Source organism: Bradyrhizobium sp. Ash2021 (assembly GCF_031202265.1).
Lineage (GTDB): Bacteria > Pseudomonadota > Alphaproteobacteria > Rhizobiales > Xanthobacteraceae > Bradyrhizobium.
In genome coordinates this window covers 3,460,559-3,483,438 of sequence record NZ_CP100604.1, presented here as the reverse complement: position 1 = coordinate 3,483,438, position 22,880 = coordinate 3,460,559, and the positions used below count along the sequence as shown (strand labels likewise).

Genomic DNA, 22,880 nt, shown 5'->3' with positions numbered 1-22,880 from the left:
GCTTGGGCCGGGATTTAAGCGCCGGAACCGGTCATGGTGCGAATATTGCAGATATCGGGCATATCCGGACGGCACGGGGGCTTTTGAATGATTTTGGTGCAACTTGCGTAGTGGACGTCCCATGGAAGTGTATTTGGCTCAACCGCGCGGGTTTTGCGCGGGCGTCGTGCGTGCCATCGAGATCGTCGAGCGTGCGCTTGAGAAGTATGGCCCGCCGGTCTATGTGCGCCACGAGATCGTCCACAATAAATACGTGGTCGAAAGCCTGAAGAACAAAGGCGCTATTTTCGTCGAGGATTTGTCGGAAGTACCGCCGCTCGCCGTGACCGTGTTCAGCGCCCATGGCGTGGCACGGAGCGTCGAGGAGGAGGCTGCGGTCCGCGGCCTGCCGGTCCTCAATGCCACCTGCCCGCTGGTCACCAAGGTCCATAATCAGGGCAAGCGCTATATGTCGAAAGGCCGGGCCCTGATCCTGATCGGCCATGCCGGCCATCCCGAGGTCGAGGGAACCATGGGCCAGGTTCCAGGCCCGGTTCTGCTGGTCCAGAACGTCGACGACGTGGCGGCCCTGACGCTGCCGGCCGACACCCCGGTGGCCTATATCACCCAGACCACCCTGAGCGTGGACGACACAAAAGACATAATTGCCGCCCTTCAGGCCCGATTTACGGATATTCAAGGCCCGGACATCCGGGATATCTGCTATGCGACACAGAACCGCCAATCTGCGGTAAGGGATCTGAGCAAACTGGTGGACGTCATTTTGGTGGTGGGGGCCGCCAATAGTTCCAACTCAAACAGGCTACGGGAAATCGGCACCGAAGTCGGCGTCGCGAGTTATCTCATTGCCGATGGCAGCGAGCTCAACCCCGATTGGCTGAAGGATGCGAAAGCCGTCGGCATTACGGCGGGCGCCTCGGCGCCCGAAGTTTTGGTCGACGACGTGATCGAGGCTTTGAGGCGCATCGGACCCGTCAAGGTCTCGGTGCTTTCGGGCCGGGAAGAAAATATCGAATTCCGGCTTCCAGCCGAACTGACTGCGGGCTGATCCACTTCACGACTTGTTAGGTCCAGAAAGAGAACTTGTAATGGCTATACCGTTCTTCAAGGAAATGCGTATCGGCGGCTACCTCATCAAGCAGAAGCTGCTTGGCCGGAAACGCTATCCGCTGGTGCTGATGCTGGAACCGTTGTTCCGCTGCAACCTCGCATGCGTCGGCTGCGGCAAGATCGACTATCCCGATGCGATCCTCAATCGCCGCATGTCGGCGCAGGAATGCTGGGACGCGGCCGATGAATGCGGCGCGCCGATGGTGGCGATCCCCGGCGGCGAACCGTTGATCCACAAGGAGATCGGCGAGATCGTGCGCGGCCTCGTCGCGCGCAAGAAGTTCGTCTCGCTGTGCACCAACGCGCTGCTGCTCGAGAAGAAGCTCGACCTGTTCGAGCCGTCGCCCTACCTGTTCTTCTCGGTGCATCTCGACGGCCTGAAGGAACACCACGACAAGGCGGTGTCGCAGAAGGGCGTGTTCGACCGCGCGGTGTCGGCGATCAAGGCTGCCAAGGCCCGCGGCTTCACCGTCAACGTCAACGCCACCATCTTCGACGGCCATCCGGCGGAAGAGATCGCCAAATTCCTCGACTTCACCACCGAGCTCGGCGTCGGCGTCTCGATGTCGCCCGGCTACGCCTATGAGCGCGCGCCGGACCAGGAGCACTTCCTCAACCGCACCAAGACCAAGAAACTGTTCCGCGACGTGTTTGCGCTCGGCAAGGGCAAGAAGTGGAACTTCATGCACTCCGGCCTGTTCCTCGACTTCCTCGCCGGCAACCAGGAATACGAATGCACGCCCTGGGGCATGCCCGCGCGCAACATCTTCGGCTGGCAAAAGCCCTGCTATCTGCTCGGCGAGGGCTACACCAAGACCTTCAAGGAATTGATGGAGACCACCGACTGGGAGACCTACGGCACCGGCAAGTACGAGAAGTGCGCCGACTGCATGGCGCATTGCGGTTACGAGCCGACCGCTGCGAATGCGGCGCTGACCAATCCGTTAAAGGCAATGTGGGTGGCGCTGCGCGGCGTCAGGACCACGGGTCCGATGGCGCCCGAGATCAATCTCGATAAGCAGCGTCCGGCGCAGTACATCTTCTCGGCCGAGGTGCAGAAGCGGCTGTCGGAGATCCGCAAGGATGAGGCGGCTGCCGCCGCGGCGAAGCAGCAGCAAAAGGCGTCCACCGCCGCCTGAGCGCGGCCGGGGGCGCAACGGGTTGCCATTCGTTGCGCTTTTAGGTGCGGCTGATCGGATAGTTAAGTTACTGCCAAAACGCGAAAACGCCGCTCTCTGGGAGCGGCGTTTTTATTGAAGCCGGCTTGACGCCAGCGCCTGTCAGATATCCGCGGTGACGAGCCCCTCACCGCCGAGCAGAAAGCCCCGGCAGCCGCGCAGGGAACGCAGCGCGCGATTGAAATCGATCCCGGTCGAGACCAGCGCGCGCAGCGTTCTCGGGTTGCGCGCAACCCCGCGCAGCACCTTGCGCAGATCGATATCGCCGTTCGGCTTGACCGCGCTCATGGCGAGCGCCGGCAGCGCGCGGCTGGCCGGATCGCTGATGACCCGCAAGGCTGCGAACGGAAGGCCAGCCTCGGCCGCATAGGCCGCCGCAATATGGCTCTCCATGTCGACGGCAGCAGCCCCCGTCTCGGAGTGCAGCGCCGCCTTGCAGGCCGTCGCCGCGATCACCTGTTCCACCCCCGCCAGAACGCCCCGGACCACGCGCCGGCGGCGCAGCGCGGCGCTGGCGATCATTTCCTCGTTGAGCGCAAGACCGGCCAGAAAGCGGGTGTCGCCGGCATACACTTCGGTCGCCACCACCACGTCGCCGGACTTCAGCGACGGATCGAGCCCGCCGGCGACGCCGAACGAGATGACGCCCCTGAATGTGGTCGAATCCAGCGTCGCGAGCAGCGCGCGCAATTGCTGCGGATCGCTGGAACTGCAGATCACGATCATGCCGGGCCCGGCCGCTATGCGGGCCTCCTGCACCAAACCTGTCACGATCAAAACCGGCCGTGGATCAATCGTATTGCCCACGGTCACGGCGGCCCCCGCCAAAATCACATCCCGACCCCTACCACCCTGTTGTTGGTGCTGCTCAAATTTCGATACCGCGCCAGCGCCCAGAGCGGAAAGAACTTCGAGTAGCCATGATAACGCAAGTAAAACACCCTCGGAAAGCCCGTTGCCGTGTAGCGCGCCTCGTCCCACAGCCCTTTTTCGGTCTGTGTGCTTTTTAGGTACTCCACGCCACGGGCGACAGCCGGGTTTTCGACCTCGCCCGCCGCCATCAGTCCAAGCAAGGCCCATGCCGTTTGCGAGGAGGTCGACGGCGCGCCCTCAAATCCCTTGTAGTCGAGTCGGTAGCTGACCGCATCCTCGCCCCAGCCGCCATCCCGGTTCTGGATCGAAATCAGCCAGTCCACCGCCTTGCGCGTCATCGGGTCCTGGTGGTCGATTCCGGCGGCATTGAGCGCGCACAGCACCGACCAGGTTCCATAGACGTAGTTCAGCCCCCAGCGGCCGTACCACGATCCCTCCGCCAACTGGGTCCGGCGCAGATAGGCGACCCCGTCCGCCACCGCCTTGCTGGTCTGGGCGGTCTCGCCGAGTTGCGCCAGCATCGAGAGGCAGCGAGCGGTGACGTCCTCGGTCGGCGGATCGAGCAGCGCGCCATGGTCGGAGAACGGGATGTTGTTGAGGTAGTATTCGAGGTTGTCCACGTCGAAGGCGGCCCAGCCGCCGTTGCGGCTCTGCATGCCCTCGATCCACTCGCGGCCGCGCGCGATCGCAACGTCGTATTCGCCGCTGCCGGATTGCCGCCGTACGCGATCCATCGCCATCACCACCACGGCGGTGTCGTCGAGATCGGGATAATAGTCATTGTTGTACTGGAACGCCCAACCGCCCGGCCGCACGTCGGGGCGTTTCACGGCCCAGTCGCCCTTGAGGTCCAGCACCTGCTTCGGCTTCAGCCAATCCAGGCCCTGCTTGGCCGGCAGCATCGCCTCACCCCCGGCTTCGATCATCGCGTGGCAGGCGAGCGCGGTGTCCCACACCGGCGAAACGCAGGGCTGGCAATAGGCTTCGTGCTCGCGGATCACGAGCAGCTTGTCGAGACCCCGCCTTGTGACGGCGCGCGGTGGATAATCCGCGGGCCTGCCGAACGCCTCATACATCATCACGGCGTTGGCCATCGGCGGATAGATCGCGCCGAGCCCGTCTTCGCCGTTCAGCCGCACTTCGATAAACTCAACGGCGCGCTCGATCGCCCTCGCGCGGAGCTTCTTGGGAAACATCGGTTCGAGAAACCGCAGCACGATGTCCAGCGCGCGGAACAGCGCGAACCAGCCCCAGCTTTGATGCGGCGCCTTGGCGGTCATGCCGATCGAACGCGGATCCTGCAGGAACAACTCGTCGATGCCGACGCCTTTCGGGTTTTTCGCGCGCGGCTTCAGCGCCGCCAGCACCATCAGCGGCACCATCGTGGTGCGCGCCCAGTACGAGATCTTGTTGATGTGGAACGGCGACCACATCGGCAGCAGCATGATCTCGATCGGCAGCACCGGCACGCTGCGCCAGGTCAGCACCTCGAACATCGCCAGCATGAACCGGGTGAAAACGTTGCTGTGGATGCCGCCGCCGCGCGACAGGATCGCCTGGCGCGCCCGCACCATATGCGGCGCGTCGACGGAATCGCCGATCATCTTCAGTGCAAAATAGCATTTGACGCTGGCGCTCATGTCGAACGCGCCGTCCTGCACCAGCGGCCAGCCGCCATGATCGCCCTGGACGCGGCGCAGATAGTTCGCGATCTTGGCCTCCAGCACGCTGTCGACGGGCTCGCCGAGATAGTGGCGCAGCAGCACATATTCCGCCGGGATCGTGCTGTCGGGTTCAAGCTCGAACACCCAGTGCCCGTCGGATTGGCGATAGCCGAGCAGCGCCTGCGTCGCCTGGGAGATGCTCTTCTCCAGCGTGGCTTGATCGACTGCAGCGGTGTGATGGCCGGAAAGCATTTCGCTTTACATCCCCCTGTTTGCGCGACCGGCGGACCGCCGGCGCTGTGTCCGATCAGCCCGGCGGCCTCGCCAGAACCAGATCGGCAGCACGGTCCCCGGACCGCACCGAACCCTCGATGGTTGCCGGCAACCCCGTATCAGTCCAGTCGCCGGCGAGAAACAGGTTTTTATGGGCGGTAACCGGGCCCGGCCGCAGCGCATTCTGCTCCGGCGTCGCCTCGAACGTCGCACGGCGTTCGCGCACGATCTGCCAAGGAGGTAATGGCGGCGGCAATTCGCCCTGCACGCCCGCGGCCTTGCAGACATCCCGCCAGATTGCCTGCGCGAGTTCCTCGCGCGGCATATCGACCAGCCGGTCGCCATTGCTGATGGTGACCGACAGCCGCTGCGGAAACGCAAACAGCCACTCCACCAGTCCGCCGACGACGCCGAGGATGGCCGGCGCATCCTTCGGCGGATCGAAGCGGAAATGCGCATTGACGATGGCGCGGAATTTCGACGGCGTTTTCAGGCCCGGCAGCAGCGAAGCCGCCGGGCGTGGCGGAACGGCGAGCACCACGGCATCGTCGGCTCCGAGGGCGATCGTGTCGTCGCCAAATTTCAATTCGACGACCTTGTCGCCGGCCATCACGAACTCGCGCAGTTCATGCCCGAACTGGATGGTGGCGCCTTTTTCCTGCAGCAGCTTGACCGCGGGCTCGATCAGCACCGAACTCAAACCGTCACGCGCGATCAGCGGCCGGCAGGCCTGGCCGCCGGCCAGCAGGGTTTCCCGCACAATCGCGCCGGCAAGGCCCGCCGAGCCCTCGGGCGGGTCGACGTTGAGCGCGGCCAGCAACAGCGGCTGCACCAGCCGCCGGTACAGCGTGCCGTCGCAAGGGATCGCGTTGCCGACCAGCTTGTCCGTCCCTGCCCAGATCAGAGGCATCAGCGCGAGATAATCCAGCAGGCCGGTGTCGGGCACGCGGCGCGCCGCATCGAACACCCAGAGCGGCAATTTGGAGTCGCCGAGATCGAGTTGCCAGCGCTTGCCGCTGGTCAGGTCGACGAACGGAAATTGCGCCCGCTTCGGTCCGACCAGCCCGGCCTCGGTGCCGATCGATCTGGCGTAGGCCAACGCGTGGCGGTTACCCGACAGCAGCAAATGATTGCCGTTGTCGATCATGAGATTGGTCGCGGCGTCGAAATAGGATCGGCAGCGGCCGCCGGCCGTTTGCGTCGCCTCGTGGACGTGCACCCTGTAATTGGCGTTGGCCAGCCGGACGGCCGCCGAGAGGCCGGAAATGCCGGCGCCGATGATATGAACGGTTTTCTGCATCAGATGATCGCGTAGCGGAGCAGGATGGCGAGCTTGGCCATCTTGTTGACGCGAACCGGCGCGCGCGGGGATGCGAATCCCCGTGCAACCAATAGCTCCAGTATCGCGCGATAATATTTCGACATGATCCTTGGCGCGCGCACCGCGCGCCGCGAATTGCGCTTCATGATCTCGTCGGACTTTTCGAAATGCGCCCTCGCCCGCTCGACCAGCGGCAGGCATACTTTCGGCAACGCCCGTTCGGCCGACACCTTGAGCGGATCGTCGCTGGTGATCCCGGCATGCAGCAGGCCTTCGCGCGGCAGGTACAGACGGCCAAGGCCCGCGTCCTCGTCGATGTCGCGCAGGATGTTGGTCAATTGCAGCGCGCGGCCGAGGTGATGGGCGAGCAGGATGCCGTCATTCTCGGGCAAGCCGAACACCCGCACCGACAGACGTCCGACGGCGCTGGCAACGCGGTCGCAGTACAGATCGAGCGTGGCCAGATCCGGCGCGCGGATGTCCTGCGGAACGTCCATCTCCATGCCATCGACGATGGCCAGGAAGTCCTCGCGCTTGAGACCGAACCTTCGAACCGACGCCACGTAATCCTGCAGCCGCGCCGGCGGGCGGCCCTGATACAGCGCGTCGATATCATCGCGCCATTGCTGCAGGGCGGCCAGCCGCTCGGGCCGCGGGCCGTCGGAATCCGCGATGTCGTCGACCTGACGGCAAAAACTGTAGATCTGGAACATCGCCTCGCGCTGTTCGCGCGGCAGGATGCGCATCGCCGCGTAGAACGAACTGCCGGACGCGGTCGTATCGTAATTTGCGTTGGCCGCCGCCTCGAGCGTCATGCGCCGGCCGCCGGTTTCGACAGGGGCCGGCGTCCGACCGCACGGCGCGCGATCTCGCTGGCGATGCCACCGACGCTCTGACCGAGCAGTTCGAGCGGACCAAGATGCACGCGCTCGCTGAGGGGATCGCGCACTTTCAGCATGCCGACAATCCTGTCGGCGAAGGCCTGGATCACCGAAATCTCGAGCCCGAGCCGGAAATCCCTCACCTCGGCGGCGAGCGATTTGCTTTCGTCGAGCAGCGTTGCGGTCCGCACCGCCAGCGCCTTCAGGCATTGCAGCAGCGCCGCGGGCGACTTCGGCGCTCCCAGCATCTCGACGGTCGCCCCCGAGGCCGCCAGCGCGTCGCGCGGCAGGTAGACGCGGTTGAGATTCCGGTAGTCCTTGGCGCAATCCTGCAGGTGGTTGTTGATTTGCAAGGCTGCGCACAGCGCGTCCGACGCGGCCCAGGTCGAGGTGCTCTCGCCATGCACGTCGAGCATGAAGCGCCCGACCGGCATCGCCGAGTAGCGGCAATAATGAATGACGTCGTCCCAATTCTCGTAGCGAAGTTTCGTCACGTCCATCCGGAACGCGATCAGGACATCGAGCGCATGACGCGGCGGCATCGCGCGCTCGGCCAGCGCGATCCGCAGATTGACCGCCTCCTTCTGCGTGTCGCCCTTGCCCAGCAATTCGGCTTCGAGCAGATCGAGGTAGCCGAGCTTTTCCTCGGCACTCAGCGTCGCGTGATCGGCAATATCGTCGGCGGTCCTGACGAAATTGTAGAACGCCAGGATCAGCGCCCGGTGACGCGGATGAATGATCCACGACGCGACCGGAAAATTCTCGTCGCGGTGGGTCTTTCCGGATCGCAGATCGCTCGCGCTGGTCATCAGGAACTGGCTACATTCATCTGGGCATGGCGCATACGCCGATGCTCAGCGCATGCGAGGGATCGCGTGCCCCATATAGGGGAATACGCCGCCAAAACCAATGCTATCTCAGCCAGCCATGCATGCCTGCGTGCCGGATCTCACACACCGGTCACGCGCCTTGCGGCGACTTTTGGATGCGCGCGCGGTCTATTGCCCGTGGCTTTTCAGCACCTGATCGCACGCCACGGATATCTTGGGGCGATTGGTCTGCAGGCAAGCGAGAATGGTGAAGTCGCCCTGATCTATCACCGGGCGGCAGTAGCGCTGCACGTCACGGGCGCAGGCCTTTTGCTCCTCGGGCGTGCCGCTGCGTTGCTGCTGGGCAAAGGCGTCCGACGAAACCGATGTCGACATAAGGGCGAGAACCAGGAGAAATTTACGCATCGTATTCCTTCATTTAGGCAGCAAAAACCTGTTCCCGAATTGCGTTTCGGCATGGCCGGGACGGATTTGTTGGGATTGCAGACGCCGCGTACCGCAGCAACGAAAAAAGAACAAGCACTGGTAAATGCGGCCAAATTTGCAGTGGGGCTCACCTCCCGGACAACCATTTGATATATAGAGTATATTTTTAAGGCTAGCTTTGTTCGAAAATGGCTGTTGCAGACGATGGCGGCGGAAAGTTAGATGCGTGTCCGCGACGCCTGGATCATCGGATGGTTTGATTCCGCTGAGCGAAATGCTATTTGCGCGGCGATTGCCGCAGCCGGCATTTTGTCATTTTGAACCTAACATACTGCGGGGACACTAAATCTTCGATGCGGCGAGACGGGTCTTTTCGAAAGAACGTCTATTTTGATGGGAAAATTCGCTATGAAAATGTTTGGTTCCAGCTTGTTCGGTCAGGCTGTCAAGGCTGCAGGCGTCGGCGCCGCGCTCATGCTGTCGGTCTCGGCAGGTCACGCCCAGGCGTCAGGGCCGTTTGCCGGTTTTGACGGTTCCTGGAGTGGCTCGGGCACGGTTGCGCTGTCCAACGGCACCACCGAGCACATCCGTTGCAAGGCCGACTACAAGGTCAACGCCTCCGGGCTCGGCCTGAAGCAGAACCTGCATTGCGCCAGCGACAGCTACAAGTTCGATCTCAGTAGCGACGTCACCAGCCAGGGCGACCGCATCTCCGGCAACTGGAGCGAAAAGAGCCGCAACATCTTCGGCAATCTGCAGGGTACCGCGGGCGGCGGCCAGATCGACGTGTTCGTCGAGGCTTCCGGCTTTGCCGCCAATCTGAACCTGCGCACCAACGGCAGCAAGCAAATCGTCCAGATCGACTCCAAGGGCGAAATCCGCGGCGTCTCGATCACGATGACGAAGGGCTGATCTAAGCCCTTCGTCCGGTACCCCAACTCAACACCAGACCTACTCTGCCGGCTTCGCGTGACCTGCGGTCCCGCGAAGCTTTTCCGACAAATTGATCAGGAACATCGACGTCGGCCGCAGGATGAAGAGGTCGGCGACGAGGGCTGCGATCATCGAGAACGCGCTGAGCCAGCCGAACAGGCGCAGCGACGGCAGGTCGGAAAACACCGTTACGACGAGGCCGCAAGCCAGCACCACCGTGGTCAGGATCAGTGCCGGACCGACCAGCACGGTGGCGCGCTCCACCGCCAGTTCCGCGCTGATGCCCGGCTTTCGCTCCAGCCGCAGGCGGTTGAGGAAGTGGATCGTCGCGCTGAGGCCGAGGCCAAACGACACGGTCAGCGCCACGACGCTGGCGAATTGCAGCCCTTCGCCGAGCAGCCACAGCACGGTGCCCGACATCACGACCGGGAAAATGCCGGGCAGGATGCAGGAGAACATCACCACCACAGAGCGGAACGCCAGGCCGATGAAGATCGCAACCAGCAGGAATTCGACGGTCAGGCCGCGGTTGAGTTTTTCAATCATGTTGGCGCTGTTGCGCGCGGCGATCACCGACAGACCGGTGACCGCGATCTCGTAACCGGGATGCTCGGCGCGCACCTTGTCGAGCGCGGAATCGAGTTTATTCACCACGGGAAGCAGCTCGCTCGAATCCAGATCGGGTACCCGGCCCGACACCACCACCGCATCCTGATCGGCCGAGATAAAGCGCCGAACCAGATGTTCGGGAATCACGCCGACATATTCCTTCAGCGTCGCGACATCCGAACTGCCGGCCTTTTCAGCGAGCCAGCGGCGCAAGGTTTCCAGCGACCAGACGTTGCCGACGCCGGCCGCGGTTTCGACCATCGAATGGACATCGGCGATCGTCTTCAGGGTTTCCGGCGCGTAGAGCGAGGCGCCCTTGGGGAATTCGATCAGCACATCGACCGGATTGGCGCCCGTGAGCTTGGCATCCAGGCGGCTTGAAGCCGCCACCGCCTGCCGCTTGTCCGGCACCTGGTCGGCGAGCCGATAGCGCGGCTCCAGATTGGCGTAGATGATGCCGAGACCGCCGACGACGATCACCGCGATCAGGCTGAACACACCGGGGCGGCTAACCATGCGCACCGCGATCCAGTAGCAGAAATTGCGCAGCGCCTGAACGCCGGCGTCGGCGCTCTGGAATTTCACCGCAAAGACCTTTTCGTTGCGCACCAGAAGCACGCCGAAAACCGGCACCAGCGACAGCACCGCGATCAGCGCAATGATGGTGGCGGCCAGTCCCGCCTCGCCGAATTTGCGAATCAGCTCGGAATTCGAAAATTGCAGGGCGATGAACGAGATGCCGGCGGTGCCATGGGTCAGCACGCAGGCCGGCCCCACAACCATCACGGCGTTCCTGAACGCGGTGTATTTGTCCTGGCCCGCGATCAGCCGGTCGCGCGCCGCAAAGGTCAGCTGCATCGAGTCCGAGAAGCTGATCACCATGATCAGCGGCGTCATCACGTTCAGGAACATGTTGAGATTGAACCCGGCCCAGCCGAGGCCGCCGAGCGCGAGCAGGATCGCGATGATGGGCGGAAACGCCGCAACCACCATGAACGATATCTTGCGGAAGAAGATGATCGCGATGATGCAGCCGGCCAGAATGCCGAGAATGTTGTAGGTCAGCCCGTCGCGCTTGACCGCGTTGCGGATCTCGAGCTGCATGACGGGAACGCCGGACAGCTGCGCGTTGAGCCCACTGCCCGAGAGATCGTCGGCCATGATCTTCCTGATATCGCCGACGGCCTTCGTAAGGCTGTTGCTGGCGACGATATTCGGCTCGAGCGAGAGCACGACCAGCGCCAGCGTGCCGTCTTCGGACAACAGCTTGCCGCGGATGATCTCGTTGGACTTAACGGTCTCGACGAATTTGTCGTAAGCAGCCCCCTCCGGCAGCTCCGGCGGAAACAGCGCCGCCGGCAGCTTGCCGGGCGCCGGAGCCTGGCGCGCCGAAAACAGCGAGACCAGACCGCGCACGCCGTCGACCAGTTGCAGGTCGGTGACCATGTCACGGATCTTCTCGAGGTTGTCGCGCGCCAGCAGCGTCTTGCCTTCGACCACGACCAGCACGTCGAATTCGGTCGCCGGGAAGCGCTTGGTCACGGCCTCGTATTGCTTGTAGTCCTTGGAATTGGAGCGGAACAGCTGGCTCAGCGAATCGTCGATCTTGATGCGATCGATGCCGAAAAGGGCCGCAATGATCAGCGCCACCAGAATGATGCAGGACAGCACCGGCTTCTGAACCGCGATCAGCCCGATGCGCTCGAGCCCGAAGGCGATGCTGGCGCCGGCCGGCCGCTCCTCCGTCGCTGCGACGTGGACCTGACTTTCGGAGTTCTTTTCGAGCATACCCTGTCCAGTTCTCACATCGGCTTAAATTGTCTAGCTTGGGTTCCGGGCGCGAATGAGGCTTTGTCAGCTCTGACCGATCGGCGCTAGCCCTTGAAAACACGCGGTAAATTAACCGCCGCCGTTTTACAGGGCCGAACCGCATACGGCAAGCGCAGGGGCGACGTCAAATCCGTACGCCGATGCCGATAACCGATATTAAGTATCTGATTTGTCACACGAGAGTGCGCATCGCGCATTTGTGCGCTTCAGGCTGGCCTGTTCCGGAAATCCTTGTCCGGTTTGCGCCGGCGGGCCGGGATTGTGCCCTAGTACCCGGAATCAGAGCTGAGTGATACGGCGGCCTTTGAAACGGCGTTGACGGACCTTTTTCTTGGTCCAGACGAAGGGCTCGGCTTTGTCGTTGTACGCGTTGACGTAGGCATCGATGTGTTCCTGAAGCTGCTTGAGGCTTGTGAAGGAGGTGCCGCTAAGCGACTGCCCCTGCAAGATCGAAAACCATACCTCGACCTGATTGAGCCAGGACGCACTTGTCGGCGTGAAATGAAATTGCACGTTGGGGTGGGCCTTGAGCCAATGCTCGTTTTTCTTGTGGGTGTTGAGGTTGTCGAGGATGACGTGAAGCTTTCGGCCCGGAAAGGCCGCGGTGAGGCTGTTCATGAAGTCGAGAAACTCGACGCGACGACGGCGTTTTGAATGCGTTGCGATGATCTTTCCGGTGGCGACTTCGAGCGCCGCAAACAATGTTGTGGTGCCATGCCGCTTGTAATCGTGGCTCTGGCCGGTCAAGGCGCGGCCATTGGGCAACTTCAGATAACCCTGCGCTCGCTCCAAAGCCTGGATCGAGGGCTTCTCGTCCACGCACAGCACAATGGCCTTCGCGGGCGGGGCGACGTAGAGGCCAACAACATCGGCGGCTTTGGCCGTAAAGTTCGGGTCGGTGCTCTCGCACCAGGACTTGCGAGCCGCGAGGTCAATCTTGTGGCTGCGCAGGAACCGCCAGACATATTGGACGTCAACATCGCCCAGCGCCTCGGCCAGCAGAGGGCCGGTCCAGCGCGCAAACCCTTGCGGGGGCGGCTTATCCAGCAGCTTCAGAATCCGCTTGTCGGTCGTCTTCGTATAAATCGGCTGCTTGCCGGGCCGCGGCTTGTCTTGCAGCCCTTCAAGGCCATGGTCGGCATAGCGATGCCGCCAAAGGCTGACAATCCGCGGCTGGACCCCAACTTCCTTGGCGATCGACCGGGTGCTGCGCCCGTCCGCCGCCAACAGAACTATCCGCGCCCGCTTCAAATCGCGCTGCAACGTCACCGGTGAGCGACAACACGCCTCAAGCACCTTGCGATCTTTCCTCGAAAGGTGGACTTCTCTTGCTTCGGGTATCATCCATATCTTGAATCACGACTCACGATCCAAGAAAAGTGGGTACTAGCTTTGGCCGGTCGCGATTCGCTGAGCCGTTCCACTGGCGCTCTCATCTTTGAGCGCGACACCGGTGATCCGCCGCGCCAGGCCCTCGCGCACCAGCCACGCGATCTTGGCGGCGGCTTCATCGTAACTCAGCCCAGCGCCGTGGATATTGGATACGCAATTGCGCTCGGCGTCGGTGAGGCCAATCCGCGGTGCATGGGTCAGATAGGCCCCGAGGCTGTCGGGCGCGGACAGGCCCGGCCGCTCGCCGATCAGCATCACCATCATGCTTGCGCCGAGAATGGCGCCGATCTCGTCGCCCAGCGCCACGCGCGCGCCCGACGCGACCACGGCATGGCCGATCGGAATGCCGGCCGCGGCCAACCGTGGCGCGAGATGGCGAACCAGTTCGACCGCGTGAATATTGACGGCGGCGGGCGACAGGCCGTCACCGATGACGATCGCAAGCTGATCGATCTTGCCGCGGCGGTCGGCAAGCTCGCTCCGGGAGGCCGCGTCGAGCATGCGTCCGAGGTCGGGACGGCGGAGATAATCGCGCCGGTTGCGCGCCTGGCTGGCAAGCTGCACCGGCTGCAGGCCGAGGCCGCTCAATCCGGCAACAATCCCCGCATGATCGAAGGCGGCATGAACGGCGTCGCGCGCCCGCGCGTGGTCAAGGGTAAAGCCGAGCAGCGCTGCGGTCGGCAGGCTCGCGCCGGTGCGGCCGAGCCCGACCCGGGCCGGCGTCAACTCGCGCAGAAGTTTAAGCGAACCGGACGATGGCGCCGGCGGCTTCATGTTCGCATCATTCGGCCGGAACCGAGGCCTCGCGCAGCCGGATCGAATAGTTCGAGGCGCTCTGCTGGCCGCTGGTAGCTGCGCGCGCAAACACGATCAGATGATGCGCAATCATCGACGATCCGATCAGGCCTTCGATGTCGCCGCGCCGCAGCCGACCAAACGCAAACTTCCAGAACACCTTCTTGTAATCGCCGAGCACGCCGACTTTCCAGACGATGTTGCGCAGCATGATCAGACCGCGCCGGATGTTGCGCCAACTTTTCATTTCCGGGCTGACAGGCACTTTCAGCCGGTTTGTATAGGTGTAGTTGCACTGGTACTCGTAGCGCGCGAACAGCTTCGCCGGCTCGTAGGCGGTCTCCATGCACCTTTTCCAGGAGCTGACGACATCCTCATAGGGTAGCAGGAAGTCGACATTGGAATCGCGGTCTTCATCTTCCGAGATCAGACGGCCCTCTCGCTCGAGTCGGTCCCACAACGGCGTCTTCGGCAGCGCCTGCAGCAGATTGATCGTCAGCAGCGGAATCCGGGATTCATCGACAAAGGCGAGCAGCGCATCGCCGGTCTCCGGCTTGTCGGTGTCGAGCCCCATGATGATGCCGGAGACGACTTCCATGCCGTAGGAGTTGATGGTGTGGATGCCCTCGAGGATCGGGACCATCATGTTGTGGTCCTTGTGCATCGCCTTCAGCGCGTCGGGATCCGGGGTCTCGATGCCGCAGAACACCGTGACGAAGAAGGCCTCGCGCATCTTATCGAGGATTTCCGGCCGCTTGGCGATGTTGAGGGTCGCCTCGCAGGCAAGCCGCGTGATGTAGCCGGTTTTCTTCTGCCATTCGATGAGGTGCGGCAACAGATCCAGCGCCGCCTTGCGGTTGCCGATGAAATTGTCGTCGACGAAATACACCGTGTCGGTCATGCCGCATTCGCGCAGCTTGTCGAGCTCGGCGATGATCTGCTGCGGCGTCTTGAGGCGCGGATTGCGGCCGTAGAGACCGGGGATGTCGCAGAATTCGCACTGGTAGGGACAGCCGCTCGAATACTGGATGCTGCCGAGGAGATATTTCCTGGTCTCCGCCAGCTCATAGGCCGGAATCGGAAAGTCGCTCATCTCAACGCGATCGGCGGTCTTCAGCACCACCTGCTGCTCCGGACGCGACGTGTCGCGCGCCAGCCGCGCGATCAGCTCATTGGTCGCGTCGCCGAGTTCGCCGACATGGAGATAGTCGAACGACGGATAGTAATCCGGGCATGCGCTGACCGACGGCCCGCCGATCGCGACCGCGAGATCGAACGCATGCGCGCGGCGGCAGATATCGTTCATCTGCTGGCGCTGGATGTGCATGCCGCTGACGAACACCGCTTCGGCCCATTCGAAGTCTTCACTGGTCGCGGGGCGGATGTTCTCGTCAATGAACCGGACCGGCCAGTTGGCCGGGAGATAGGCTGCGATCAGCAGCAGCCCCTGCGGCGGCATGAAAGCCTGAACGCCGTCGGTCAGGGGATAGGCGTGTTCGAAAGTACCAAAAGAAGACGTATAGCGCGGGAAGACACACAGAATGCGCCGTACCGTCTCAATGCCCTCAGCTCTCATTCAAACGTCCTCGCAAACGTCCTCGGACGAAACCAGCAAATTTAACCACGGGTTGACAGGCTGGGCCAGAAATTCTTCAACATTATGACGCGGGCTAACGTCCGGACGGTTCAATGGTCGCGCGGAAAGACCCGCCGCGGACCGCGCTTACGCAATCAATCTCGAGGCAAATTCGGGCAGCAGGCCTGGATCGGAGGCAAGGCGAAAGTCTCTGCCGGCCAGACCGCTGCGGAGCAGCCAATCGTCGAACTCGGGCGCCCGCTTCAGGCCAAAGAGGTCGCGGACGTAAAGCGCATCGTGAAACGAGGTGGATTGATAGTTCAGCATGACGTCGTCGGCGCCCGGCACCCCCATGATGAAGGTCACGCCGGCGGCGGCCAGCAGCGTCAGGAGATTGTCCATGTCGTCCTGGTCGGCTTCGGCGTGGTTGGTGTAGCAAACGTCGACGCCGAGCGGCAGGCCGAGCAGCTTGCCGCAAAAGTGATCCTCCAGCCCGGCGCGGATGATCTCCTTGCCGTCATAGAGATATTCCGGCCCGATGAAGCCGACCACGCTGTTGACCAGCAGCGGATCGAACGCGCGCGCCACCGCGTAGGCCCGGGCCTCCACGGTCTGCTGATCGACATTGTGATGGGCGTTGGCCGAGAGCGCCGAGCCCTGCCCGGTCTCGAAATACATCACATTGTCGCCGACGGTGCCGCGGCGCAGCGCCAGCCCCGCCTCCCGCGCTTCACGCAGCAGCGCCAGGTCGACCCCGAAACTTCGGTTGGCCGCTTCCGTCCCGGCAATCGACTGGAACACCAGATCGACCGGCACGCCCTGCCCGATCAATCCGAGCGTGGTGGTGACATGGGTCAGCACGCAGCCCTGGGTCGGCACCTCCAGCCGCGCGATGATGCCGTCGAGCAGCCGCAGCAATTCGCCGATCACCTTGGGATCGTCGCTCGCCGGGTTGATGCCGATACAGGCGTCGCCCGATCCGAGCAGGATGCCGTCGAGGATGGAGGCGGTAATGCCCTTGATGTCGTCGAAGGGATGATTGGGCTGCAGCCGCACGCTCATCCGCCCAGCGAGGCCGATGGTGTTGCGGAAGCGGGTCGTCACCTGGCATTTTTTCGCGACCAGGATCATATCCTGATTGCGCATCAGTTTTGAAACCGCCGCCGCCATTTCCGGCGTGATCGCGCGCGACAGCTCGCGCAGCACCTCCGTGGTCGCGGCATCGGACAACAGCCAATCGCGGAAAGCGCCCACGGTCAGCGACGATATCGCCGCAAAGCTCGCGGCGTCGTGGGTATCGACGATCAGGCGGGTGACTTCGTCGTCCTCGTAGGGCACGACGGTTTCACTCAGGAACTGCTTGAGCGGGACATTGGCGAGCGCCATCCGCGCCGCGATCATCTGCTCGGCGCTGTCCGCGGCGATCCCGGCCAGGCGATCGCCGGACCGCGGCGGCGTGGCCCTGGCGAGCAAATCGCGCAGGTCATTGAACAGGTAACTGGTGGCATCGATGGCTTGGCGATAGACCATGGCGGCTCCGGGCCCATCTGCGTCGAAATGGGCATCGCCAAGCTATCATTTCACGATGGCCCTCGCCGACTGGAAGCGAAGAAATCGCCATCAGATCGTTGGTGCCCCCGGTCCCAAAAGGTGCGCCCTCTGGTCACAGCAGACCAATTATTTTGTATACCAATAGTTTACAGCAACGCAACTATTTGATTTTATTATATATTTATTCCACGGTTGCAGTGCAGCGAACTTCGCGCGTTAAGAAATAATCCATTCAAGTTAAGCATAATTTTTGACGGCCGACGGAACTCACCGGCCTCTTTGGAGAGCCGTTATGGCCGAACTCATGAAATCCTCCGGTCCCAGCCCTGTCGCCGCCGCGGCGTCCCGGTTTTCGCTCGCAGCCAGGCTGTATTCGATCTTTGCGTTGTTCGCGGTGCTCACCGCCGCCATCACCGCGCTGTCCGACTACAATACCCGCCGCAGCGCAGAACTCATGGAGGCGGTCGACACCGCCAGCCGCGCGGCGCTGAACGTCGAACGCATCAATTCGCTGGTCTATGCCGTCGTGATGGAATCTCGCGGCGTCTATATGTCGACCGACCCGGCCGTCGTAAAGAAATACGGCGAAGGGCTGCTCAAGTTCAACGAACGGATTCTCGCGGTCGTCGCAAGCTGGCAATCACTCGTCCAGGCCGATGACGCCCAGCAGTTCGCCACCTTCAAGAAGCGGATCGAACAGTTCGTCGACTTCCGGAAAGAGCTGGTTCGCCGCGGAGTCGAGATCAGTGCTGCGGCCGGCCGCGAATGGGGCGACAATGATGCCAATCGTGAAGTGCGCTCGGCGCTGAACAAGGATCTCGAGGCGCTCTCCAAGGTCTACGCCGAACGCAGCAAGAAGCTGGCGCAGCAGACCGACATCAACCACACCATGGCCTTTGTGCTGACCTGTCTCGGCGTGCTGGCGATGGTCGTGGTCGTCATCGGCGTGCTGATCATCTTCCGTTCGGTCGCGCGTCCGTTGTCGGTCATCACAGCCACCATCAAGCGCGTCGCCGAAGGCGACGAAAACGTCGAGGTCCCCCACACCAGACGTGCCGACGAGATCGGCGCGCTGGCGCGCGCGATTCAGATCTTCAAGGAAGCGATGGACCGTAACCGCAACCTCAACTCGCAGGTGGTCGAGGACTCCAAGGCCCGCGAAGAGCGCGCCAAGCACATCGAATCCTCGGTCGACGCGTTCCGGGAAGCGATCGGAGGCGTGCTGCGCGCAGTGACCGACAATGCAACGTTGATGCGGGCCACCGCCGAGACCATTGCCAGCGTCTCAGCCGACGCCAGCGGACGCGCCGTCGCCGCCTCCGGCGCGACCGAGCAAGCTGCCAGCAACGTTTCCGCCGTCGCCAGCGCCGCAGAAGAACTCTCCACCTCGGTTCAGGAGATCGGCCGGCAAGTCCGTCAATCCGCCGGCGCCGTCGAGCAGGCGGGCCAGCGCACCGACAAATCGATCGCCGAAATCGAGGGCCTTGCCGCGGCCACCCAGCGCATCGACGGCGTGCTCAGCCTGATCCAGGCGATCGCCGAGCAAACCAACCTGCTGGCGCTGAACGCGACCATCGAAGCCGCGCGCGCCGGCGAAGCCGGGCGCGGTTTCGCGGTCGTGGCGCACGAGGTCAAGGCGCTGGCCGGACAGACCGCGAAAGCGACCGCCGAGATCGGCCAGAACGTCAGCACGATCCAGGAATCGACCCGGACCTCGGTCGAGGCTGTCCGCGAGATCGGCAACGCCGTGCGCGAGATCAACACGGTGACGTCGAATATTGCCGGCGCCGTGGGGCAGCAGGACGCCGCCACCCGCGAGATTTCGGTGAATGCGCAGATGGCCGCGCAGGGCAATGGCACCCTGGTCGTCAACATCGGCTCGCTCCGCGATGCCATGAGCCAGACCTCTACGGCCGCCGAATCAGTGCTGGCGGTATCGAGCGAATTGACCGCGACGGCGGCGACACTGTCCCGCGAGGTCGAAAAATTCTTCGGCACGCTGCGCGCCGATCCGCTTCAAGGCGCAAGGCGGACGGGGAGCTAAACTAGGCCGCGCCGCTCGGACCTTCCTCGTCATTGCGAGGAGCGATAGCGACGAAGCAATCCATGCTTCAGCAAGCGGATAGATGGATTGCTTCGCGGAGCCTGTCATCGGGCGCGCATTCGCGCGACCCGTTGGCTCGCAATGACGTCGGGAGAGCTGCGGACTCTTCAGTTCAACTCACACTCTCCTACTCCACCAGCAGCACGTCGACGGCGACGCTGAGCTTCTGCTTGCGTGAGCCCACGATGATACCGTCGACCGGCGAGACATCGGAAAAATCCCGCCCCACCGCCAGAATGATGTGATCGTTCTCCACCAGGAGATCGTTGGTTGGATCGAACCCGATCCAGCCGATCTCGGCGCCGCACCACACCGAAGCCCAGGCGTGGGTGGCGTCCGCGCCCTGCAGGCGCGGTTTGCCCGGCGGCGGGATGGTGCGCAGATAGCCGCTGACATAGGCCGCCGGCAGCCCGAGCCCGCGCAGGCCTGCGATCATCACATGGGCAAAGTCCTGGCAGACGCCGTGGCGCTTCTCGAACACCTCCTTGAGCGGCGTCGAGATCACGGTGGCCTTCGGATCGTACTTAAACTCGGTCCGTATCCGGTGCATCAGGTCGACCGCACCGGCGATGATGCCGCTGCCCGGCGGAAAGCTTGCCGCGGCATAGGCGGTGACCGGCGCCTGCACCGGCACCAGGGAACTGGCGAACACATAGCCGACGGGCGACGAGGGCCCGAGACTGGTGGCTTCAAACGCCACGTCGCGGACGCTCTCCCACGACGGGCTCGGCGCGGCGCGGCCGGGCGCGCGGCGCGACAACGAAACCCGCGACCTCGAATCGATGCGGAGATTGCGGTGCGCGGTCTCGATCAGGACGCTCTCGGTGTGGGTACCGAAAAAATCCCGCCTGACCGTGCGCTCCGCCGGCCGCGGCCGGATCTCGACGCTGTGGGAGACCAGTTGCTGTCCGTCGCCGCTGCGCGGCTCCAGCCGCAGCGAGCACCGCGCAAAACTCACCGGGCTCTCGTAACTGTAACTGGTGACGTGACGGATGTCGTAGATCACGCGAGGCCCGTCAGCTTCTCCGGCCGGCTCGCATTGGGACCGTGCGGGAAATAGTGCAATCCAATCGCATCGGCGAGATTGAGCAGATCCTGCTCCAGCGCGAACAGGGTTTTTGCGTCCAGCGCCGCGGCCTCCGCGGTCGTCAGCGTCGCCTGCAGCGCTACCGCCAGACGCTGCGGCCGCTCGATCATGCCGTACTGCTTGAGGCTCGGAAGGCTCGCGATGTGCTCATTGAGCGCGGCAACCTGGAACGCGACGGAACGCGGATTGTAGGGGTCCAGCACCGCGAGATCGCGCACCGGCGCCAGCGCGGGGCCGACGAGATAGCGCGAACGATAGGTGATCTGGCAATCCACCAGCGTCAGCAGCACGTCGAGGTCCTCGTCGCCGGCTTCATCATAGGCAAACTGCCGCGCGAACCGCGCGGTGTTGATGGCGCGCTCGGCGCGGCGGCCCATCTCGAGGAAGCGCCAGCCGGCGGCGCGGTTCATGTTCTCCTGCGCCAGGCCGGCGAAGCTCGCCAGTTCCTGCAGCGTCAGTTCGGCGGCGCTGACGACGCCGTCGTCGTCTTCGACTTCATGGGCCAGCCGTTCCGCCATCTCGGTAATGACCTGCCAGGCATCCGGCGACAGCCGTTCACGCAGCGAGGTCGCGGTCCGCTGCGCCGATCGCACCAGCGACAGCGCCGAGCCGAATTTCTCGGTGCTCTGCAGCGCTTCCGCGGCGACCTTGCCGGGGTTCGCTCGCGTCGCCTGCGAGGCCGCGCCCCAGGTCACCAGCAGCCGCTGGATCCGCTCGACCGAGGGAAGCCCCGTCGTCGATGCCCCCTTTGCGGGATCGCGCGTCGGCGTGCCAAGCGCACGGATCAGCCGCAGCGTCGCCTCGGCGCGTTCGAGATAGCGGCCGAGCCAGAACAGATTGTCGGCGGCGCGGCTCGGGACCACGCCGGCGATACGCCTGATCCGCACCGTGTCGGCCGCCGGCAGCAGCGTCGAGGCCGATACCGCCTTGTCGGATACCACCCAGACATCCGCGGCCCGCGCGCCATCGCCCATCGACACGGCGCGGGCATCGGGTTGCTCGGCGATCCGGCAGAAGCCGCCGGGCAGGATGGTCCAGCCATTCGGGGTCGCGGCGGCAAACACCCGGAGCACGAACGGGCGCGGCGTAATCCGGCCGTTTTCCCACACCGGGGTAGTCGACAGCCGCACCAGTTCCTGGCCGACATAATCGATGCCGCGGTCGGAGATTGCGGCCCGGAGCCGCTCGCGCTCGGCGGGCGACAACTGACCGGGTAGCACCGGGCCGTTGCCCGGAAACCCCGGGACGCCCCGGCCATAGGCGCCCTCGATCGCGAACTCGTCGAGCCGCGACAGCACTTCCTCGCGCGCGCGTTTCTGGCCGCACCACCAGGTCGCAATGTGCGGCATCATCAGTTCTTCACCGAGCAAACGCCGGCAAAGACTGGGCAGGAACCCGAGCAGCGCCCGCGCCTCCAGCACGCCCGAACCCGGCATATTGGCGACGACGACGCCATTTTTGCGCAGCACGTCGATCAGCCCGGGTACGCCGAGATGCGACGAAGCATCCAGTTCCAGCGGATCGAGAAAATTGGAGTCGACCCGGCGCAGCAGCACGTCGAGCCGCTTCAGGCCGGCGACGGTGCGGATATGAATGCGGTCGCCGCTGACGGCGAGATCGTCGCCCTCGACCAGGAGAAAGCCGAGATAGCGCGCGAGCGTCGCATGCTCGAAATAGGTCTCGTTGAAGGTGCCCGGCGTCAGCAATCCGATCCGCGGCTCGTCGCGGTCGGCACTGGCGCGCAGGGAGTCGCGGAAGGCCTCGAAGAACGGCGCGACGCGCTCGACGTTCATCGATTTGTAGAGATTGGAAAAGGCGCGTGACAGCACCAGGCGATTTTCCAGCGCGTAGCCGGCGCCCGATGGCGCCTGCGTTCGGTCGCCCAGCACCCACCAGCGCCCGTCGGGCCCACGGCCGACGTCGGCGGCGTAGAGATGAAGGTAGCGCCCGCCCGGTGGTTTGACGCCGCAAACCGAGCGGAGATATTCGTTCGAGCCGGCGATGGCGGCCGCCGGCACTGCGCCGTCCGCGACCAGACGGCCCTCGCCATAGAGGTCGCGCAGAACCATTTCGAGCAGTTGCGCGCGTTGCTGGATACCGGCGGTGAGTTGCTGCCAGTCGGTCTCATCGATGATCAGCGGCAAATGGCTCAGCGGCCACAACCGGTCGGCGGTCTCGCCGGGCGCACGATAGGTGACGCCGGCTTCGCGCAGATGCCGGTCGGCGGACGCGAATCGGCGGTCGATATCGGCTGGCGCCAGCGCCGCAAAGGCATCGAAGAACCGGGTCCAGGCTGCCCGCGGTGCGCCGTCCTGGCCGATATATTCATCGGGAATTCCGGGCAGCCGCGCGTAGTCGCGCGTCCATTGCGCCATCCGGCGCTGACCCGGACGGGTCTTGTTTTCCTGACTACTGCCTTGGCCGCCGTGTCCCGCCATTCCGACTCC

Annotated in this window: 17 protein-coding genes; 4 read left to right on the top strand and 13 right to left on the bottom strand. The window is 63.7% G+C overall.

Features of this window, described 5'->3' with window-relative positions; translation table 11 throughout:
• Positions 1–121 precede the first annotated feature (121 nt).
• Together ispH and hpnH are read left to right on the top strand one after the other, a co-directional pair.
• On the top strand, positions 122–1,048 hold the full coding sequence (ispH, locus tag NL528_RS16500; protein ID WP_309183740.1) for a 4-hydroxy-3-methylbut-2-enyl diphosphate reductase: 927 nt from the start codon (positions 122–124) through the stop codon (positions 1,046–1,048).
• A gap of 40 nt (positions 1,049–1,088) precedes the next feature.
• Entirely contained in the window at positions 1,089–2,249 is a 1,161-nt protein-coding gene (gene hpnH, locus NL528_RS16495; RefSeq protein ID WP_309183739.1) for an adenosyl-hopene transferase HpnH, read from the top strand.
• Between the two features lie 141 nt (positions 2,250–2,390).
• On the opposite strand, the gene NL528_RS16490 is transcribed toward hpnH, so the two are convergent.
• The 6 genes from NL528_RS16490 to NL528_RS16465 form a co-directional block, all read right to left on the bottom strand.
• Positions 2,391–3,101: a phosphorylase gene (locus tag NL528_RS16490; protein WP_309183738.1), complete on the bottom strand. Its 711-nt coding sequence runs from the start codon at positions 3,099–3,101 to the stop codon at positions 2,391–2,393.
• Positions 3,102–3,118: 17 nt separating this feature from the next.
• The gene (gene shc, locus NL528_RS16485) at positions 3,119–5,077 is read right to left on the bottom strand and encodes a squalene--hopene cyclase (protein WP_309183737.1); all 1,959 of its coding nucleotides are present in this window, start codon (positions 5,075–5,077) and stop codon (positions 3,119–3,121) included.
• 55 nt (positions 5,078–5,132) lie between these two features.
• A complete protein-coding gene (gene hpnE, locus NL528_RS16480; RefSeq protein ID WP_309183736.1) occupies positions 5,133–6,398 on the bottom strand; it encodes a hydroxysqualene dehydroxylase HpnE in 1,266 nt (421 codons plus the stop codon).
• Positions 6,398–7,234 (bottom strand): presqualene diphosphate synthase HpnD, encoded by an 837-nt coding sequence (gene hpnD, locus NL528_RS16475; RefSeq protein ID WP_309183735.1) that lies wholly within the window; start codon positions 7,232–7,234, stop codon positions 6,398–6,400. The genes hpnE and hpnD overlap by 1 nt, the downstream gene beginning before the upstream one ends.
• Positions 7,231–8,109: a squalene synthase HpnC gene (gene hpnC / locus NL528_RS16470; protein WP_309183734.1), complete on the bottom strand. Its 879-nt coding sequence runs from the start codon at positions 8,107–8,109 to the stop codon at positions 7,231–7,233. Before hpnC ends, hpnD begins: the two co-directional genes overlap by 4 nt.
• A gap of 189 nt (positions 8,110–8,298) precedes the next feature.
• Positions 8,299–8,535, bottom strand: coding sequence for a hypothetical protein (locus tag NL528_RS16465; RefSeq protein WP_309183733.1), 237 nt, complete (start codon positions 8,533–8,535; stop codon positions 8,299–8,301).
• Between the two features lie 429 nt (positions 8,536–8,964).
• Between NL528_RS16465 and NL528_RS16460 the strand changes: the two genes are divergently transcribed.
• On the top strand, positions 8,965–9,468 hold the full coding sequence (locus NL528_RS16460; protein WP_309183732.1) for a hypothetical protein: 504 nt from the start codon (positions 8,965–8,967) through the stop codon (positions 9,466–9,468).
• A 39-nt stretch (positions 9,469–9,507) separates the two neighbouring features.
• Here NL528_RS16460 and NL528_RS16455 read toward each other — a convergent pair whose 3' ends face one another.
• The 5 genes from NL528_RS16455 to NL528_RS16435 form a co-directional block, all read right to left on the bottom strand.
• A complete protein-coding gene (locus tag NL528_RS16455; protein ID WP_309183730.1) occupies positions 9,508–11,886 on the bottom strand; it encodes an MMPL family transporter in 2,379 nt (792 codons plus the stop codon).
• 321 nt (positions 11,887–12,207) lie between these two features.
• Entirely contained in the window at positions 12,208–13,272 is a 1,065-nt protein-coding gene (locus NL528_RS16450; protein WP_309183728.1) for an IS630 family transposase, read from the bottom strand.
• A gap of 42 nt (positions 13,273–13,314) precedes the next feature.
• Positions 13,315–14,094, bottom strand: a complete 780-nt coding sequence (gene eutC / locus NL528_RS16445; protein ID WP_309183726.1) for an ethanolamine ammonia-lyase subunit EutC — start codon at positions 14,092–14,094, stop codon at positions 13,315–13,317.
• Between the two features lie 7 nt (positions 14,095–14,101).
• Positions 14,102–15,691 (bottom strand): B12-binding domain-containing radical SAM protein, encoded by a 1,590-nt coding sequence (locus NL528_RS16440; protein ID WP_309183725.1) that lies wholly within the window; start codon positions 15,689–15,691, stop codon positions 14,102–14,104.
• 147 nt (positions 15,692–15,838) lie between these two features.
• Entirely contained in the window at positions 15,839–17,221 is a 1,383-nt protein-coding gene (locus tag NL528_RS16435) for an ethanolamine ammonia-lyase subunit EutB (RefSeq protein ID WP_309183724.1), read from the bottom strand.
• Positions 17,222–17,534: 313 nt separating this feature from the next.
• On the opposite strand from NL528_RS16435, the gene NL528_RS16430 reads away from it, so the two are divergent.
• The gene (locus tag NL528_RS16430; RefSeq protein WP_309183723.1) at positions 17,535–19,286 is read left to right on the top strand and encodes a HAMP domain-containing methyl-accepting chemotaxis protein; all 1,752 of its coding nucleotides are present in this window, start codon (positions 17,535–17,537) and stop codon (positions 19,284–19,286) included.
• Between the two features lie 187 nt (positions 19,287–19,473).
• Here NL528_RS16430 and NL528_RS16425 read toward each other — a convergent pair whose 3' ends face one another.
• Complete coding sequence (locus NL528_RS16425; protein WP_309183722.1) at positions 19,474–20,352, bottom strand: transglutaminase family protein; 879 nt, start codon at positions 20,350–20,352, stop codon at positions 19,474–19,476.
• Entirely contained in the window at positions 20,349–22,871 is a 2,523-nt protein-coding gene (locus tag NL528_RS16420) for a circularly permuted type 2 ATP-grasp protein (protein ID WP_309183721.1), read from the bottom strand. Before NL528_RS16420 ends, NL528_RS16425 begins: the two co-directional genes overlap by 4 nt.
• Positions 22,872–22,880 lie beyond the last annotated feature (9 nt).

Coding starts and splice junctions, on each gene's coding strand:
- NL528_RS16435 (WP_309183724.1), bottom strand. CDS start 17,221: ATGGTCTATCGCCAAGCCATCGATGCCACCAGTTACCTGTTCAATGAC.
- shc (WP_309183737.1), bottom strand. CDS start 5,077: ATGCTTTCCGGCCATCACACCGCTGCAGTCGATCAAGCCACGCTGGAG.
- eutC (WP_309183726.1), bottom strand. CDS start 14,094: ATGAAGCCGCCGGCGCCATCGTCCGGTTCGCTTAAACTTCTGCGCGAG.
- hpnD (WP_309183735.1), bottom strand. CDS start 7,234: ATGACGCTCGAGGCGGCGGCCAACGCAAATTACGATACGACCGCGTCC.
- hpnH (WP_309183739.1), top strand. CDS start 1,089: ATGGCTATACCGTTCTTCAAGGAAATGCGTATCGGCGGCTACCTCATC.
- NL528_RS16420 (WP_309183721.1), bottom strand. CDS start 22,871: ATGGCGGGACACGGCGGCCAAGGCAGTAGTCAGGAAAACAAGACCCGT.
- NL528_RS16440 (WP_309183725.1), bottom strand. CDS start 15,691: ATGAGAGCTGAGGGCATTGAGACGGTACGGCGCATTCTGTGTGTCTTC.
- hpnC (WP_309183734.1), bottom strand. CDS start 8,109: ATGACCAGCGCGAGCGATCTGCGATCCGGAAAGACCCACCGCGACGAG.
- hpnE (WP_309183736.1), bottom strand. CDS start 6,398: ATGCAGAAAACCGTTCATATCATCGGCGCCGGCATTTCCGGCCTCTCG.
- NL528_RS16430 (WP_309183723.1), top strand. CDS start 17,535: ATGGCCGAACTCATGAAATCCTCCGGTCCCAGCCCTGTCGCCGCCGCG.
- NL528_RS16450 (WP_309183728.1), bottom strand. CDS start 13,272: ATGATACCCGAAGCAAGAGAAGTCCACCTTTCGAGGAAAGATCGCAAG.
- ispH (WP_309183740.1), top strand. CDS start 122: ATGGAAGTGTATTTGGCTCAACCGCGCGGGTTTTGCGCGGGCGTCGTG.
- NL528_RS16460 (WP_309183732.1), top strand. CDS start 8,965: ATGAAAATGTTTGGTTCCAGCTTGTTCGGTCAGGCTGTCAAGGCTGCA.
- NL528_RS16455 (WP_309183730.1), bottom strand. CDS start 11,886: ATGCTCGAAAAGAACTCCGAAAGTCAGGTCCACGTCGCAGCGACGGAG.
- NL528_RS16465 (WP_309183733.1), bottom strand. CDS start 8,535: ATGCGTAAATTTCTCCTGGTTCTCGCCCTTATGTCGACATCGGTTTCG.